This is a genomic window from Rhizobium sp. LARHSG275, assembly GCF_052871115.1.
In genome coordinates, this window is sequence record NZ_JBIXJN010000004.1 from 151,436 (window position 1) to 167,992 (window position 16,557).

13 protein-coding genes are annotated in these 16,557 nt (G+C 60.2%); 5 read left to right on the plus strand and 8 right to left on the minus strand.

Annotated features, from left to right (window positions below; genetic code table 11):
• Window positions 1-3 precede the first annotated feature (3 nt).
• Genes ACIPSK_RS06295 through ACIPSK_RS06305 form a run of 3 tightly spaced genes read left to right on the plus strand, consistent with a single transcriptional unit; the run spans window position 4 to window position 4,133 of the window.
• The gene (locus ACIPSK_RS06295; protein WP_162116377.1) at window positions 4-1,725 is read left to right on the plus strand and encodes an ABC transporter ATP-binding protein; all 1,722 of its coding nucleotides are present in this window, start codon (window positions 4-6) and stop codon (window positions 1,723-1,725) included.
• Complete coding sequence (locus ACIPSK_RS06300; protein ID WP_446532692.1) at window positions 1,722-2,933, plus strand: mandelate racemase/muconate lactonizing enzyme family protein; 1,212 nt, start codon at window positions 1,722-1,724, stop codon at window positions 2,931-2,933. The genes ACIPSK_RS06295 and ACIPSK_RS06300 overlap by 4 nt, the downstream gene beginning before the upstream one ends.
• Before the next feature lie 12 nt (window positions 2,934-2,945).
• Complete coding sequence (locus ACIPSK_RS06305) at window positions 2,946-4,133, plus strand: galactarate dehydratase (protein ID WP_162116379.1); 1,188 nt, start codon at window positions 2,946-2,948, stop codon at window positions 4,131-4,133.
• Window positions 4,134-4,314: 181 nt separating this feature from the next.
• On the opposite strand, the gene ACIPSK_RS06310 is transcribed toward ACIPSK_RS06305, so the two are convergent.
• From ACIPSK_RS06310 to ACIPSK_RS06340, 7 genes are all read right to left on the minus strand, one after another.
• Entirely contained in the window at window positions 4,315-4,887 is a 573-nt protein-coding gene (locus ACIPSK_RS06310) for an NADPH-dependent FMN reductase (protein ID WP_162116380.1), read from the minus strand.
• 85 nt (window positions 4,888-4,972) lie between these two features.
• Window positions 4,973-5,638, minus strand: coding sequence for a nitroreductase (locus ACIPSK_RS06315; protein WP_162116408.1), 666 nt, complete (start codon window positions 5,636-5,638; stop codon window positions 4,973-4,975).
• A 403-nt stretch (window positions 5,639-6,041) separates the two neighbouring features.
• Window positions 6,042-6,395, minus strand: coding sequence for an ArsR/SmtB family transcription factor (locus tag ACIPSK_RS06320; RefSeq protein WP_162116409.1), 354 nt, complete (start codon window positions 6,393-6,395; stop codon window positions 6,042-6,044).
• A gap of 191 nt (window positions 6,396-6,586) precedes the next feature.
• Window positions 6,587-7,279 (minus strand): response regulator transcription factor, encoded by a 693-nt coding sequence (locus ACIPSK_RS06325; RefSeq protein WP_446532693.1) that lies wholly within the window; start codon window positions 7,277-7,279, stop codon window positions 6,587-6,589.
• A 1-nt stretch (window position 7,280) separates the two neighbouring features.
• On the minus strand, window positions 7,281-7,658 hold the full coding sequence (locus ACIPSK_RS06330) for a response regulator (protein ID WP_162116410.1): 378 nt from the start codon (window positions 7,656-7,658) through the stop codon (window positions 7,281-7,283).
• Between the two features lie 2 nt (window positions 7,659-7,660).
• Window positions 7,661-8,302: a response regulator transcription factor gene (locus tag ACIPSK_RS06335; RefSeq protein WP_162116382.1), complete on the minus strand. Its 642-nt coding sequence runs from the start codon at window positions 8,300-8,302 to the stop codon at window positions 7,661-7,663.
• Window positions 8,299-11,934, minus strand: coding sequence for a PAS domain-containing protein (locus ACIPSK_RS06340; protein ID WP_162116383.1), 3,636 nt, complete (start codon window positions 11,932-11,934; stop codon window positions 8,299-8,301). Before ACIPSK_RS06340 ends, ACIPSK_RS06335 begins: the two co-directional genes overlap by 4 nt.
• 410 nt (window positions 11,935-12,344) lie before the next feature.
• Between ACIPSK_RS06340 and ACIPSK_RS06345 the strand changes: the two genes are divergently transcribed.
• The gene (locus ACIPSK_RS06345) at window positions 12,345-13,097 is read left to right on the plus strand and encodes an SDR family oxidoreductase (RefSeq protein WP_446532694.1); all 753 of its coding nucleotides are present in this window, start codon (window positions 12,345-12,347) and stop codon (window positions 13,095-13,097) included.
• A 201-nt stretch (window positions 13,098-13,298) separates the two neighbouring features.
• Entirely contained in the window at window positions 13,299-14,069 is a 771-nt protein-coding gene (locus ACIPSK_RS06350; RefSeq protein ID WP_162116385.1) for an alpha/beta fold hydrolase, read from the plus strand.
• Between the two features lie 134 nt (window positions 14,070-14,203).
• Here ACIPSK_RS06350 and ACIPSK_RS06355 read toward each other — a convergent pair whose 3' ends face one another.
• A complete protein-coding gene (locus ACIPSK_RS06355) occupies window positions 14,204-15,835 on the minus strand; it encodes a glycosyltransferase family 39 protein (protein WP_162116411.1) in 1,632 nt (543 codons plus the stop codon).
• Window positions 15,836-16,557 lie beyond the last annotated feature (722 nt).

A 16,557-nucleotide genomic window follows, 5' to 3' on the forward strand; every position in this document is an offset into this window, starting at 1 on the left:
GGCATGACCGATATCCTTCCCATTGCCGGCAGGCCGCTGCTCCAGGTGAAAAATCTGACGGTTGAGTTCCCCCTGCGCACCGGCGTCTTTCGCGCGGTCAGCGATCTGTCTTTCTCGATCGAGCCGGGCAAGACGCTCTGTGTCGTCGGCGAAAGCGGATCCGGCAAATCGGTGACGGCGCGTTCGATCCTGCAGATCGTCGACGCGCCCGGCCGCATATCCGGCGGATCGATCACACTGAACGATCAGAACGGCGGCTCGATCGACCTGACCAGCCTCAATCCGCGCGGGCGCCAGATCCGAGCGATCCGCGGACGCGACATCGCCATGATCTTCCAGGAGCCGATGTCGTCGCTGTCACCGATCCACACGGTCGGCAACCAGATCGTCGAGGCGCTTCGCCTTCACACCAGGATGAACAAGGCAGAGGCGCGTGCTGAGGCCATATCGCTGCTCAAGCAGGTCGAGATTCCCTCACCTGATAAAGCGCTGGACCGATATGCCTTTCAATATTCCGGCGGGATGCGCCAGCGCGCGATGATTGCCATGGCGCTCGCCTGCAAACCGCAGCTGCTGATCGCTGACGAGCCGACCACGGCCCTCGACGTGACGACTCAGGCCGAAATTCTCGACCTGATCGCGCGGCTGCAGAAGGCCAAGGGCATGGCCGTGCTCTTCATCACGCATGACATGGGCGTCGTGGCGCAGATCGCCGACGATGTGCTCGTTATGCACAACGGCGTCGCCAAGGAATATGCGCCGGTCGAGCAGATCTTTCATGCGCCGAAAGACGACTATACCCGGATGCTGATCGGCTCGGTGCTGAAGCTGGAAGCGAAGGCCGAAATCCGGCTGGCGCGCCCGCCGCTCGACACGACGGCGCCACCGATCCTCGAACTCCGCAATGTATCGATGGATTTCGGCGAGGTGAAAGCGCTGGACGATGTTTCCATTTCGCTTCTGCCGGGCGAAACACTCGGCATCGTCGGCGAGAGCGGATCCGGCAAGACGACGATGGGCCGCTCGATCATGCGGCTGATCGATCCCACGTCAGGCGAAATCCTCTATCGCCGTGCCGACGGCGACATCATTGATCTGGCAACGGCAAAAGGTCAGACGCTCGCCGCCGCACGGCGGGAATTGCGTATGGTGTTTCAGGATCCTTTCGGCTCCCTCAACCCGCGCATGACCGTCTCCCAGATCATCGGCGAGCCGCTGCTCGTCAATGGTGTCGCAAAGGGGCGGGCGCTGGAAGAGCGGGTTTGCCATCTTATGGAGCAGGTTGGTCTCGACCCGAGGGCACGCGAGCGCTATCCACACGCATTCTCCGGCGGCCAGCGTCAACGCATCGGCATTGCCCGCGCCATCACTCTCAATCCGCGCGTCATCGTTGCCGATGAGGCAACTTCGGCGCTCGACGTCTCCGTGCGCTCGCAGGTGCTCGATCTGCTGATGCGCCTGCAGGACGAACTCGGCCTCGCCTATATCTTCATCAGTCATGACATCGGCGTTATCCGCTACATGTGCGACCGTGTCGGGGTGATGTACAAAGGCCAGCTCGTCGAGATCGGCGATGCGGAGAAGGTCTGCCGCACGCCCGAGCACGCCTATACGCAGGCGCTGATATCGGCAATCCCGCGCCCCGATCCGCGTGATCGCGATCATTCGCGGCGTTTCCGCTACGTCGCGCCGGACATTTTGAAGAATGGGAGTTCTCTGCGATGAAAATCACCGGGATCCGCACTTTTCTCATGCGTGTCGGTCAACCAGACCCCTCGAAATGGGCTTCCGACCAACGTGCGGGTGATGGCGCGTCCAAGCACTTCGGTGGCACCAGAAACTGGCTCTTTCTGAAAATCGATACCGACGAGGGCATCACCGGCATCGGTGAATGCTCCGGCTGGCCGCGCGTTGTCGAGGCGGCGATCCATGATCTGGCCCCACTCCTCATCGGCGAAGATCCGGCTCATACCGAGCGGCTGTGGCAGAAGATGCATATCGCCATGATGGGCCATGGCATGCTCGGGACGGTTGGCGGCGGTGCTATGACCGGGATCGACATGGCGCTATGGGACATCAAGGGCAAGGCGCTCGGCGTGCCTGTCTGGATGCTGCTCGGCGGCAAGGTGCGCGACCGGATCCCGATCTATTCGCATGCAAATACACCCGAGCACGCGCTTGCCCTCAAAGAGCGCGGCATAAAGGCGATCAAATGCGGCGGTGTCGCCGATCCGGTCCGCAAGGTCGCCGCCCTGCGTGAGGCCGTCGGCGACGACGTGGACATCGCCATCGATCTGCATGGGCCGCCATGGCTGACGCCGGCGGATGCCTGCCGGCTGGTCCGGGCGCTCGAACCCTATGAATTGATGTGGGTGGAAGATCCGATCGCGCCGGAGAATATCGACGGCTACCGGCGCATCCGCGACGCAGCGCATGTGCCGCTTGCCGCTGGCGAACGTTCGGCAACCATCTTCGGCGAGCGTGAGCTCATCGAGAAGGAACTGGTCGACGTGATCCAGCCGGACACGGGCCGGGCCGGCGGCATCACCCAGATGAAGAAGATCGCGGCCATGGCCGAGGCGCATCATATCCAGATGGCGCCGCATTCGGGCTCGCTCGGGCCGGTGGCGGAATATGCGGCTTTGCATCTGCTTGCGGCGATCCCGAACGCCCTCATCCTCGAGCGCCTCGACGATGACTGGGAGGGCCGCCGCCAGACGATCGTGCCGCATCCGCAACAGGTCGACGGCTTGATCGCCGTTCCCAATGGCCCGGGACTTGGCTGCGATATCGACGAGGCCTTCGTGGCGCGCTTCCCCAGCGGCGGCAATGTCTCGGTACCGCAAAGTGCCGGCGCCTACAATCCCGGAACCGACAACGAGCATCTCTACGTGCAGACGCGCCAGTCGCGCCGCAGCTATTTCAATCGCTAGAAGGACAGAAAGATGAAGATCGACCGCATGCGGGTTTTCATGACCCGCGACAAGGACCGTCCCCGCGTGATCGTCGCACTCGACACCGATGACGGACTGACGGGCTGGGGCGAATGCTACAATCACGGCCCCGACAAGGCGCTTCCGCCGCTGCTCGATTATCTCTACGAATTTTTGTCCGGCCAGGATCCGACACGCGTCGACTATCTCGTCAATCTGTTGATCCAGCAAAGCCGGTTCCCGCCGGGCGCGCTTGGCCTTGCCGCGATCTCCGCGCTCGATCACTGCCTGTGGGACCTTGCGGCCAAGGCGGCGAACGTCCCGGTCTACAAGCTGCTGGGCGGCGAAGTACGCGACCGCATCAAGGTCTATGCCGGAGTATACACTGCACCGGATGCGCCGGCGGCCCGCGACGAGTTCGATCGTCTGAAGGAGGGGTGGGGTTTTACCGCCTTCAAGCTCAGCCCCTGGCGGCTCGACATGCACGCACATCGCTGGGGCAATGTCGTCAAAGCCTCGGCGGATTATTTCCGCTCGCTGCGCGAAACGGTCAATGACGAATACGAGATTGCCTTCGACGCCCACGCCAAGATCTTCGAGCCGATCGCCGCAAGGCAACTCGGCAATGCGCTGGCCCCCTACGACCCGCTGTTTTACGAGGAACCGCTGCGGCCCGAGAACATCGAGGCCTGGGGTGATCTGAAACAGGGGCTCAATTGCGTGCTGGCGACAGGTGAGTCGCTCTATAACAGAAACGAGTTCCTGCGCCTGCTACAGGTCAAGGGCGCCGACCTCATCCAGCCGGATATCTGTGTTGTCGGCGGCATCAGTGAAATGCGCCGCATTGCCACGCTCGCCGAAGCCTATTTCGTCGGTGTGGCGCCGCATAACCCGATGGGACCGCTTGCCACCGCGGTCAACGTTCATTTTTCGGCCGCTGTGCAAAATTTCCGCATCCTCGAATACCGGCTGCCAAAGGGACAGGCCTACGTCTATGGCGGCATCGATATCGAGAAGCGGCAGGGAGAAACCCGCTACGTCGTCGATCCCTATCTGCCGAAGGACGGTTATCTCGAATTGCGTCCCGATCGGCCGGGCTGGGGCGTCGAAATTGACGAGAAGGCGATGGAAGAGGAAGGCTACATCCATTGGCAGCGGCGCGTGCCTAAGCGGCCCGACGGCTCCTACGCCTTCGCCTGAGGGCATTGCGCGCTTTCATAACAGGCGCTGGCCGCTCGGATGGACGCGGCCAGCGCCCGCAGGGCGACGCTTCTAGAGCATGATGCCGAAAGGTGTGAGCGGTTTCGGGTGACATCATGCTCTAAGTATTTAATTTAGGAGGATTCGGATTTTAGGCCGACCGGCCTAAAATCATCCTGTTCTAGGCATCTTTCGGCAGCACTGAGCGAACCCTTGCGATGAAGACATGGAAGTCCTGCATGTAAGTGCGAAGGAAATCAGCGGTTTGGTCGTTCGTGACCTCGCCGTCATCGGTGATCAGCCCCGTTGTGAACTGGATGTATGCTTCCGGGGCATTCATCTGGGGAGAGTTGCAGAAACTGAGCACACTGCGCAAATTCTGCTGGGCGACTGCCGTGCCTATCGCGCCCGGCGACGTGCCGATCACCGCTGATGGCTTGCGTGTGAACGAGTTGGTGCCGTAGGGGCGGCTCGCCCAGTCGATGGCGTTTTTCAGCCCGCCGGGTATGGATCGATTGTATTCGGGCGTGACGAACAGCACCGCGTCGACAGCCGCGATTGCCGCTTTGAATGCCTTGCCAGCCGGAGGGTAGTCGGCGTCATAGTCGTAGCTGTAGAGCGGCAGGTCCTTGAAGGATATCTCCGACATTTCAAGTTCCGGCGGGGCGAGCCGCACCAACGCGTTGGCGAGCTTGCGGTTGATCGAGCCCTTGGCGAGGCTGCCGATGAGATAGCCTACTTTATGCGTGGTCATGGCGTTCTCCAATATCTCGCATGAGAATGGACGTATCATACGCTAGGATCACAGAAGGGGTTTCCTGTCCTTTGATCGCAGGTCACTAATCGCCGAGGAACGTGACCGTCTCGTCGAGCGGGGCGCGGCCTGTACGGGCGTAACTGACCCTGGGATCCTCGTACCCGATCGACATGCCGCAGAAGAGGATCAGCCCGTCCGGGGGCGACAGGACCTCCGCGACCGTCTCGCGAACCTGCGACCACGCCATCTGCGGGCAACTGTGCAGACCTTCGGCGCGGAGCAACAGCATGACGGTCTGCAGATACATGCCGACGTCAGCCCATTGGGGTAGCCCCAGGTCACGGTCGATGTAGCAGAACAGGGCGGCGGGCGCGCCGAAACAGTTCCAGTTGGCGATTGCTGCCCGCTGGCGCGCCTCCCAGTCCTCGCGCGCAATGCCGAGCGCGCTGTAGCGCTCCTTGCCGAAGGCGGACCGGCGCTCCCCATAGGGGGGCTTCAGCTCGTGCGGGTACATCTCGTACTGCCGCTTGTCCCAGGGGTCGCCATGGGCGACGCGCTCGACGGCGGACGTCTTGAGTTCTGCCAGCGATGCGCCCGTCATCACGTAGGTGTTCCACGGCTGGATGTTCGATCCTGACGGCGACCAAGCGGCGGCGGACAGCACACGCTCAAGCACCTCCCTCTGCACAGGCTCGTCTTTAAATCCGCGCACCGACCGTCGACTTTTGACTGCCTCATATACGTCCATGATCGCCTCCGTCCGCCGGCCGTTCGTTACGACCATAGTCATGGCCGTCTCGTGCTGACTGTTCCGTTCCTGATGTGGTTCATTATCTCCATTCGCAATGGAGGCGTAATCACACCGTGGTCTAGGAGGCGTACATCAAACGTACATCAGGGATCGATGCGATCGGGGGCATGTGGGCGAAGGATCGCGAGACTCCCGCGCAACTGCATCCCGGCCTGGAATTACGCCCCGACTTCCAGCTTGGCGCTTACGCTCAAGCCGCAATCATCTCCTTCGAAACCGCGTTCTTCCCCGCTGCGCTGCTCTTCGTTGCCTCGGCGCCGATACTGAGTTGCCTACAAGATCATGCTCGGCAGAATTGGAGGCCAATCATGAGCCGCAAGGGCAACGGTTCGTCATTTCGTCAGGCGCCTGCGGCTCGGACGCGTTCCCCTTGGGTGCGACGGTGCCATCCGAAGACGTCAGCGAGCGTATCGAGCATCGCCTTGGCCGCGTCGGATTGAAGTGAATAGTAGATCGTCTGGGCAGCCCTTCGCGGCTGCACGAGTTCCTGATCTCGAAGAATTGCCAAATGCTGGGAAGTCGAAGATTGGCTCAATCCGACCTCGTCGGCCAGAACGCCCACGGACATTTCTCCTTCGGCCAGCAGATGCAGAATGTGAAGCCGTTTGGCGTTCCCCATGGCCGACAAGAAGTTTGCTTCGTTGTCGAAGGCGTTGGATTCAGGGGACGGCGCGGCTGACGATTGATTGTTCAAGGCGAGATCTCCTTTGGGGAACCAAAGCCGGGTCATATCCCCGAGCTTTAATTTAGAGATAACGCATGGGTGCGGGGCCGAAACCCATTATCGGCGCCGCATCGTCTTTTCCGGCGCGAATCGGATACGGCGCGCATCAAATGGACAGCGGCGGCAGATCATGTTCGAGGCCGGCATCCTTCGCCTATGCGCTAGCGCGGGCCGACCTGGCGCATTTGTGCGGGCAGTGTTTCCCAGGCCCGGATCAGTTCGCCGATAGAGGCCGCCTCCATCTTGTGCATGACATTGCTGCGATGCAGCTTGACTGTCACTTCGCTGATGCCGAGGTCGAAGGCGATCTGCTTGTTCAGACGTCCGCGCGCCACTTCATGCAGAACTTCGCGTTCACGCTGCGTCAGCGTTTCCAAGCGCTCGATATTGCGCTTGGCGATCGCGGCTTCCGCCCGTCGTACGGCATCCATCGCAATGGCTGCACTGATGGCGTCGAGCAGCGTCTGGTCCCGCACCGGTTTGGTGAGAAAATCCACGGCACCGGCCTTCATCGCCTGGACGGTCATCGGGATGTCGCCATGTCCGGTCAGGAAGATGATCGGCTTGGAATTGCCATTTTCGGCCAGATGACGCTGCAGGTGGAGGCCGCTTGCCCCCGGCATGCGCACATCGAGGATCAGGCAGCCGGGGCTGTCCAAGATATCGGCGTCAAGCAATTCACGGGTCGAAGCAAAGCTGGTCGACTGGAAACCCGCCGACAGGATCAACTCCGATAGCGCCTCGCGAACCGATGCGTCGTCATCGACGATAATGACAAGCGGCTGGTTCTCTTCATAAGTGCACTGCAGTGATAACGGCGCCGATCTCCGCTGCAACGGCTGGTCAACTCTCATGTCACCCTCCATCTGTCGATTTATGCAAAGCATTGGCGATGGCCGCCAGCAGGGCCTGGGCATCGAAGGGCTTGCGAAAAAATCCGCCCGCGCCTTGAGCGCGTCCCTGATCGGCTATCTCGTGGCGGCCGGTGATCAGGAACACCGGCAGCTCCGGACGTGACTTCCTCACGAGGTCACGAAGTTCGAAGCCATCGATGCCAGGCATTCCGATATCGGTGATGAGCAGGTCGAGGTCCGACAGCCCGTTGACGAGCAGCGAGCCCGCCGACGAGAAGCTGCGGGCCACATAACCCGCAGATTCCAGAAGGTCGCCCATCGATTCCAGCAACCTTGGATCATCATCGACGATTGCCACGACGTGTCTTGTCTTGTTCATGTTCAATTCCCTCCCACTCGGCGCGAGTGGGTTATTGGTATTTCCAATCTCTCCGCGATCCGCACCAGATCGGCGAGCGACGCCGCCGCCATTTTCTGCATCACATTTCTTCTGTGGATTTGCAGCGTTACTTCGCTGATTCCCAATTCGGCTGCCGCCTGCTTGTTGAGAAGGCCGCTGACAACGAGTGGCAGCACCTCGCGCTCGCGCGGCGTCAGGTCGAGATAGTGCCGTCTGAGCATGTCGATCTCGGCGCGCTCGGCTCTCTTTTCCCGATCCTGAGCAAGCGCCGCCTGGATTGCCGCCATGAGATCCGCATCGCTGAACGGTTTGGTCAGGAAATCCACCGCGCCATGCTTGATCGCACGCACGGAGGAGGGAATGTCGCCGTGTCCCGTAATGAAGACGATCGGCGGATGATCCCTGTCGGCGATCTGCCTCTGCAGATCGAGACCGTTGATGTCAGGCAGCTCGATATCCAGCACGAGGCAGGCGGGCACGTCCGGCTTGTCCGCTCTCACATAGTCGCCGGCCGATTCGAAGGCGATGGCGCGCATGCCGTGCGAGTCCAGCAGCTCGCCGAGCGCTTCCCGAACACGTTCATCATCGTCGACGATGAAGACGATATGGTCGTCAACCGTCATGGCACCGCCTTCGTTTCAATAGGCAATGTGAAGATCAACGTGGCTCCGCGAGGTTCGTTCTTCTCGGCCCACAATCGGCCACCATGCTGCTCGACGATCGAGCGGCAGATCGCCAGCCCCATGCCCATCCCATTTTCTTTTGTCGTGAAGAAAGGGTCGAACATCTTCTCGGGGAACTCGATACCGTGGCCGCGATCGCTGATTTCGGTCTGCACAACATTGCCGATGTGGCGCACGCGCATCTCGATCAACTTATCTCCTGCAATGGCTTCCATCGCCTCAATGCCGTTGCGGATCAGATTGATCAGAACCTGCTGGATCTGGATGCGATCGACTGCGATGAGCGGAAGGTTGCCGTCGACGTTCACGTCCATCCGAACGCGACGCCGCGACGTTTCGTCAGCCATGAGGTTGCGGGCTTCGTCGATGATGCTGGAGAGCGTCGTCTGGATCCTCCTGTCAACGGATTGTTTGAACAAGGCGCGAATGCGGCTGACGACATCCGCCGCCGAGTTGGCATCCCGGATGATGCGCTCGACCGTCCTCTGTGCACGCTCCATATTCGGCGGCTCGGCCATGAGCCAGCGCTGGCAGGCGTGTGAGTTGGCCACGACGGCCGCAAGCGGCTGGTTCACCTCGTGCGCGATGGAGGCCGAAAGCTCGGCCAGGCTCGCCACCTGGCTCGCCCGTGCAAGACCCTCTCGCGCTCGACGCAGATCTTCCTCCGCGTGAACTTCACCGTCGATATCGAGGCATATGACATTCCACTGGACGATGACGCCTTCGGCATTGCGCATCGGTGCCGCGCGCGTCTCGACCCAGCGATATTCACCATCATGGCGCCGCAGACGGTGCCTACGCGCATAGGGCTCGCCAGTGGACAATGAATGGGCATAGTTTTCTTTGACCCCTGCCACATCGTCGGGATGAACCCCGGCATCGAGTGTGCCGTCCAGCCGGGTTTTGCCTGTTCCATCCAACTCATCGAGATTATAACCGAGGAAGTCGCGCAGTTGCTGGCTGCGATAGATCGGCTCCCCATCAGGTGCTGCGCAATCGATCATTGCCGGCAGCGTTTCAACGAGCTGCGAGAGCGATCGTTCTCTCTCCCGCAACGCCTCCTCGACGCGTAGTTGATCGTCGATGTCATGCGACAGGCCATACCATTGGACGATACGGCCGCTCTGATCCCGCAGCGGTTCGGCGCTGCCTTTCACCCAGCGGTAGACGCCGTCGGCGCGCCGCAGGCGATACTGCTTCGAAAAGCCCTCGCCGGTGACGAGGGAATGGTTGAGCGCTTCGGCGAGGCTGGCGGCATCATCGGGATGGACGGCGGCTTCGATGAGGGCTGCCAGCCGGCTCAAGCCGGGCTTTTCCATATCGGCGATGCCGAGACCGAGAAAATCGATCAGGCGCTGGTTGAAGAAGGTCGGGGTGCCTTCCGAGTTGAGCCGCCAGAGCAGGCTGGGAACCATATCCACCAGTTGCGAAAGCTCTCGCTCGCGGTCGCGCAGCGCTTCCTGCGCGCGCATCTCGTCGTCGATGTCGACTGAGATCACATACCATTGCATGATTGCGCCGCCTTGATCCCGCAGCGGTTCCGCGCGGCCGTCGACCCAGCGATAGGCACCGTCGAAACGGCGCATGCGGTATTTTATCGAGAAGGGATCGCCGCTGGCGAGTGAATGGTGAACCGTCTCCAGCAACCTCGATGCGTCATCGGGATGGACGAGGGTGTGAATGACCGAGGCGAGGCGGCTCATGTCCGGCCTGTCCATATCGCCTACGTCGAGACCGAAAAAGTCGATCAGGCGCTTGTTGAAAAAGACCGGCTCCCCTTCCGGCGTCAGGCGCCTGATCTGAGCCGGGACCATGTCGACGAGCTGCGAGAGTTCGCGCTCTCGGTTACGCAACGCCTCCAGTGCGCGCACCTCATCGTCGATGTCGAGAGAAACGCCATACCATTCCGCGACCGTTCCGTTTTCGTCGCGCCGAGGCTCCACCCGGCACTCCGCCCAGCGGTAGACGTCATCCTTTTCGCGCCAGCGAAATCGCATCGCGCAGCCGTCGCCGGTTTCGAAGCAGTTCCGGAGCGTGCGCTGGATATCGGGAGCGTCTTCGGGATGAACCAGCTGCTGCAGCAGATCGTCGATGCGCGGTTCACCGAGAGCGTCGAAATCGGCGATAACCGAGCGGAAATGGTCCTGATACCGCTTGTTGAAATAGAACGACCCGCCGTTAGGCTCTACACTCCAGATGCGGACCGGCACGGCGTCTATGATCTGCTGAAGCTGTTGTTGGCTTCGACGCACAGCTTCCTCGGCATGGACCTGATCGTCGATGTCGTGGCAAAGGCCGTACCATTGGACGATGCGCCCCGCCTGATCCCGCATTGGCTCGGCCCGGCTCGACATCCAGCGATAAATTCCGTCGGCGCGGCGCAAGCGATAGCGGCTGGCGAAGTTCTCGCCCGTGAGAAGACACCTCCGCAGGGCATCACCGAACCCCACCGCATCCTCGGGATGAACAGTGGCGTCCAGGAGCGCCTCCAGCCGACTCATGCCCGGCTTATCGAAATCCACCACATCCAGGCCGAGGAAATCGACCATCCGCCTATTGAAGAATGTCGGCTCGCCATCGGGCGTCAGGCGCCACACATGGCTCGGAACCATATCCACGAGATGCGAAAGCTCCTCCTCCCGTTCCCGCAATGTTTCTATGCTTTGGCGCAAATTGAGCAATGCCGACTGGTGCTGCCGGGAAATGGCGGCCACGATGAGCGCCGAAAATGCCGAGATGGCCAGAAAAAGCTGCAGCATGACCTGCTTGTGCTTCTGGGACTCGGGATCGCCGGCGAACTGGCTGGTCCCCGTTATCGTAAACAGCGCCGTGATCAGGGCGAGGAGAGCCAAGGATACGGCAGCACCTTTGAACTCGAAGCGAACGGCAGCCCAAAGAAGGGGCGGCATGATGATGTATGCGAAGGGGAGGTAGCCGCTCAGAGAAAGAGCGGCAACGCCGAGAAAGATCAATCCCAGGACGCCAGCTTCCACCCATTGCGCGGCTGAGAGCTGGGTCTTGCCGCGCCAGCTATGAAATACAACCAGCGCCAGCGGCGCTACGATCAAGGCGCCGGTGGCGTCTCCGATCCACCATAGAGGCCAAGCCGTTGCGAAGGATTGCGATTGCATGCCAAACCATGCCAGGGTCGCACTTCCCACAGTCGCGCTGACGATGGGCGCGATCCCTGCGCCCAGTACCACAAATGCCAAAACGTCCTGCAAGGTTTCAAACCGAACTGGCCGCTTCAAAGTCTGGTTGACGAGCCATGCTCCGGCCACCGCTTCAAGAGCGTTGCCGATGTAGATCAGGACGGCCGCAGGCAGGGGGCTGTGGAACCATACGTAATTGCTGAACAATTCAGCCAGGCAGCCCCCCAGTACCCACCAAGGCCAGCTGTAGCGGGAGGCGAGGACAAGTGTCGCGATGAAAAGCCCCGCCGCAGGCCAGATGGAAATGCCGGTTCCAGGGACAATTGCGAGCGACTGCGCGAATCCGCATGCCAGCACATAGGCGACGATGAAAAGCCCCAGATGCAGGGGTCGGGGACGGTGCGACCAGACGCTCATCATCAGCTGCTCCTGCCGGACAGGCAAAGCCAGCGGATCGTCGGCGTTTCTACCGTTGTTCTTCTCGATTTCGGGGCTGGCGAGCTCATGTTCAAACCGTAACCCCGCCACATTGCAACCGCAACTCATGGAAACCCATGCATTGCGCGGGGGTGTAGCCGCCGTGCCGGGTCGGCACTTTTGCGCGAACGATAAATTGGGGACCTGTTCTGCCTTCCTGGTGGGGCATCCTAACCGTTGGGCTGGCTTTCCTAGACCTACGGCTAAAGCGACCGAACCCCTTGGACGATAGATGGCGCCTGGCTTTCCAGTCATTGTCGACCCAATCGATCGCCAGACATTGAAGACGATAGGGAGCCCGTCTGCGATCTCGTCCTCATTCGCGCCGCGCAATGCAACAAAGGGGTGCTGAGATGAAAATCACCGTGGCGGGAGCAACCGGTGTTATCGGAACACGGCTCAGTGAAAACTTGCGCCAGTCCGGTCATCAAGTCGCGGCTGCATCGTTGTCGCTCGGCGTCGACACCATCACCGGAAAAGGCCTTGATACGGCCTTGGCAGGGGCTGAGGTCATTGTTGATGTCACCAACGCGGCGTCCTTCGGCGACCGCGTAGCGCTGGATTTTTTCAGGGCTTCGACCAGGAATTTGCTTGCTGCCGCAGCTGAGGCCGGCGTCAGCCACTATCTTGCACTTTCCGTCGTCGGTACGCCGCGTCTCGTTGAAAGCGATTACTTCCGCGCGAAAATGGTGCAGGAGAATCTCATCAGGGCGTCGAAGCGACCCTATACTATTCTCCGCTCCACGCAGTTTTACGAGTTCATCAGCGGATTGATCGACACCGGTTCTGATGGTGATTTGTTTCGATTGCCGCCGGCGTTCATGAAACCGGTCGCAGCTGGAGACGTCGCCGCGTTGCTGGCGGAATTAGCAATGGGAGCGCCGTTCAACGATGTCGCCGAAATCAGCGGCCCGGAGCAATTCGGTATTGATGAAATCGCTCGGATCTATCTCGCCGCAAACGAAGATGAACGGCAGGTGGTAACGGATCCATCCGCCTCGTATTTCGGCGTTGAATTGACTGACGACGCGCTGCTTCCGGGCGCCGGCGCGCGCGTGGCAACCGAGAAGCTCTCCGACTGGCTCTACCAATCGATGGGGGAGTAGGTCATGCGGCTTTTGACCGGCAGGTAAGGGATTTAATTGACCTGCCGCGGACCGGTATCGTTGCCGGGTCTGGTCTGAGCAATGCGTGCGGTCTCAATGGCTCACCGCAATCGTCAAATCGAGGTGAACGGGAATTCCAGGACTTGCTTTCCGAAAGATTGCGCACTACGTAATCGCGTGCGATATAAAAGGAGTTTGACTATGTTGAAGATATTTGTCGCCGCTGTCGCGATCACCGCAGGTGGCCTTTTGAACGCCCATGCGGCCGAAAAGCCGACGGTCGTCCTTGTGCATGGCGCATTTGCAGATGCCTCCAGTTGGAATGGCGTGATCACACGTCTTGAAAAAGATGGATATCCGGTGGTGGCGGTCGCTAATCCGCTTCGAAGCGTAACGTCCGATGGCGATTACCTAGGCAAAGTGGTTGCTGGATTGAAGACCGACGTCGTTCTCGTCGGCCACTCCTACGGTGGCTCAGTGATCAACGAGGCAGCAGCCGGCAGCGCCAATGTCAAATCGCTCGTCTTCGTCGCGGCGTTCGCGCCCGATGTTGGGGAAACTGCCCTCACGCTTTCGGGCAAGTTTCCCGGAAGCACGCTCGCACCGACCCTCGCGGAACCCGTGCAGTTGGATGGGGGAGCAAAGGACCTGTACATCAAGCAGAGCGCGTTTCACGATCAATTCGCTGCAGATGTATCCAAGGCGGATGGCAAGCTGATGGCCGCAACACAGCGCCCAATCACCGATAAGGCTCTTGGCGAGGCCTCGACCGTGGCGAGCTGGAAGAAGATCCCGTCTTGGTTCGTCTATGGTGACGCGGATAAAAACATACCGCCAAAGGCGCTAGGATGGATGGCGGAACGAGCGGGTTCTAAAGAGACGGTTGTGGTTAAAGGCGCGTCTCACGTCGTGATGGTCTCTCATCCCGATAAAGTCGCGAAGGTCATCGAAGACGCTGCGTCCAATAAATAAACGGCGCATTGTGGTTCTGCGACCGGATCAGCATTGATCCGGTCGTGGTAAGGGAATACGCAATGCGAGATACCGAAGTCTCTTTTCTCTCGAACTGTCCTGTTCCAACCCGATGGCCGTGAACTGTCTCGATCTCATGGACGGGTGATCCTGTAGACCAGCAAATCATCTGAATCCACAAGCTTGGTTGCGGTCTTGTCCAGATAGTCGATGACACCATCATGATGCTCGACGAATAGCCGGCCCTGCTTGTCGACGGCGTTCTTGGCCGCGCCGAACAGATCCGCGCCTTGCGCGCGCAATTCGTCGAGCTGTGCGATCGCGGTGGCGTCATCCGCGACGAATTTCGACCATTCGACATCGCCTCCGCCAGGCGGGAACAACCAGCCGCGCGCCCTGCTGTAGTAGACTGCGACGGGATCGCCGACCTCGGGCGCGATGGCGACGACGAGGTCGCCCGGTTGCGCCAACCGCGCCAGTTCCTCGCCAAGCAGCTTGCCCTTCATGGCGATTGGCTTCTTCATCGTCCTGACGAGCGGCAATGTCGACCAGGCAAGCCCGACGGCCACGATGCAGATTGAGCGAAGCACAATCGTCGGCGTTAGAATGCCTCGAGATGCAAGCGTTGCCAGAAGCAGCGCGCCGTGGCCGCAGAACATCGCGACCGGCACATGGAAGATGTGGAAGTTCCACACATTGCTGGTGATCTCGCCGGCCGCAGCCAGATAGACGATCATGGCCGCAGCCAGCCACACATAGGGAATGGCCGAAAGGGTGCGTTGCTTCGGGTCTTCGGCGGGGCTAGGCGGCATCCACAAGCCGACCGCCAGCAGCACCAAGAACGGATAGCCGTAGAACCACAAGACCGAGGTGTTCCATAAGGATTCGAAGTAGAATCTGTCCCTGACATATGTCCAGAAGCCGTAATCCCAGATATAGCCGCCGGTCCCGGCGACATGAAACGGCGGATAGCTGCGGCCGAGATAAATCGCCCAGCTGAAATAAGCGCCAATGATGGCCAGGCTCAAAAGCCCCGACAGGAAAACCCAGGTCGCCTGCTTTCGCTTCTTCTCCAGAATCCAGCAGACCATCAGATAGACGATGACGGCGCCGGCAGCGATGCCTGGTGGCTTTGACAGCACGCCGAGCGAGAAGCAGACCGTGGCGAGCGGCAAGAGCCAGCCGCTGCCGCCCGCCCAGTATTTGACGAACAGCCAGACGCCAAGAGTGACCAAGGCCAGCATCGCGGGATCGGGAAGAAACGAGCTGTCGATCATGATTGCCGCCGGCATCAGCGCGTAGGCCAGTGCCGCCGCGTGGGCGTGCATCTCATCCCAGCAGAGCGCCGTTAACCGGTGCAGCGAAAACACCGTCACCAGACCGAAGAAGGCAGCAACCGTGCGGCCGAACCAGTCGTGCCAGCCGAAGAGCTGGTAGAGCAAGGCTGTGAGATAGCTGACGATCTGGAACTCGCGGCCCTGATAGCTTGGCCCGGGTCCGGTCCAGCTGACCTCCGGAAAGAAGATGTTCCAGCTGCGCTGCTGGAAATTGTCGGCCATCATTGCCGTGCTTATCTCGCGCCAGCTGAAGCCGTCGACCAGCGGCAAGGTGATCTTGTGGAATCTGAAGACGATCGCAATAAACAGGATCCCCAGAAAGATCGCGGTGTCGAGGTTCAGGTAGTTGCGAGCAGCCATGTCCCGGTCGGTCGTCTGCTGCTGACCCTGCTGACCATTGGCCTGATTCAATTCCGGGTCGTGCGTTATCTGAAACCGTGTCCTCCCTTCCGCCCGACGCGGCGCGATATGCGCCGGCATCGGATCGAGAGCAAGATTAGGCTGAGCGGGATCTCGCCGCCGGCGCGGCCGGCTGCGGAGCGGTTCGGAGGCTTCACCGGGCAGCGTCTTGGAAGGCTTGCGGGGCGGTTTTCTCATGATGGCAGTTCATCAGCAAAGCCTTAAAAAGCAATTCACCCAGATTGATTAGTGACTCATTCAAACATAACAAGAACATCAGCGGGGCGGCTGCCAATCTGGAAACTGAAGTATGGAGTGCGGGATGCGCAAGCCGCCGATCAGCGAACCGGTGGGAGACGATGAGCGTGTGGAGGTGATCGCCTATCGAAGGGCGCCGCTATCGGCATTCTGCTGGAAATACAGCCGATTGGTATCTGACGGCCGGTAAGATAATGAGCGAGCATATATCCATGCTGGATGAACGGCGTTCACCGCGGCATCCTAGATCAGTGCTTCGGGGATGCCCCAAGGTTGACGAAAAGACATCCATTGCCGATCTCTATTTGTGTCAGAAGGTCCGCCCTTACCTCTTCGCCAACAACCGCCTTTAAGTGTCGCCACTTTTGGCCCTTCGGATGTGCCGGCACCGGTACGCCTTCTCGCAAAAACAGCGTTACTTCAGGAGCTTCATCTGATTTGTAGATGCAAATTCTCAACGGCTCAAGTCCTGTTGGCAGCATTTATTGTGCACT

What these genes read in the sequence shown, in the direction of transcription:
- ACIPSK_RS06295 (WP_162116377.1), top strand. Translation starts at nt 4, where the DNA reads ATGACCGATATCCTTCCCATTGCCGGCAGGCCGCTGCTCCAGGTGAAA.
- ACIPSK_RS06300 (WP_446532692.1), top strand. Translation starts at nt 1,722, where the DNA reads ATGAAAATCACCGGGATCCGCACTTTTCTCATGCGTGTCGGTCAACCA.
- ACIPSK_RS06305 (WP_162116379.1), top strand. Translation starts at nt 2,946, where the DNA reads ATGAAGATCGACCGCATGCGGGTTTTCATGACCCGCGACAAGGACCGT.
- ACIPSK_RS06310 (WP_162116380.1), bottom strand. Translation starts at nt 4,887, where the DNA reads ATGACCACGCATAAAGTAGGCTATCTCATCGGCAGCCTCGCCAAGGGC.
- ACIPSK_RS06315 (WP_162116408.1), bottom strand. Translation starts at nt 5,638, where the DNA reads ATGGACGTATATGAGGCAGTCAAAAGTCGACGGTCGGTGCGCGGATTT.
- ACIPSK_RS06325 (WP_446532693.1), bottom strand. Translation starts at nt 7,279, where the DNA reads ATGAGAGTTGACCAGCCGTTGCAGCGGAGATCGGCGCCGTTATCACTG.
- ACIPSK_RS06330 (WP_162116410.1), bottom strand. Translation starts at nt 7,658, where the DNA reads ATGAACAAGACAAGACACGTCGTGGCAATCGTCGATGATGATCCAAGG.
- ACIPSK_RS06335 (WP_162116382.1), bottom strand. Translation starts at nt 8,302, where the DNA reads ATGACGGTTGACGACCATATCGTCTTCATCGTCGACGATGATGAACGT.
- ACIPSK_RS06340 (WP_162116383.1), bottom strand. Translation starts at nt 11,934, where the DNA reads ATGATGAGCGTCTGGTCGCACCGTCCCCGACCCCTGCATCTGGGGCTT.
- ACIPSK_RS06345 (WP_446532694.1), top strand. Translation starts at nt 12,345, where the DNA reads ATGAAAATCACCGTGGCGGGAGCAACCGGTGTTATCGGAACACGGCTC.
- ACIPSK_RS06350 (WP_162116385.1), top strand. Translation starts at nt 13,299, where the DNA reads ATGTTGAAGATATTTGTCGCCGCTGTCGCGATCACCGCAGGTGGCCTT.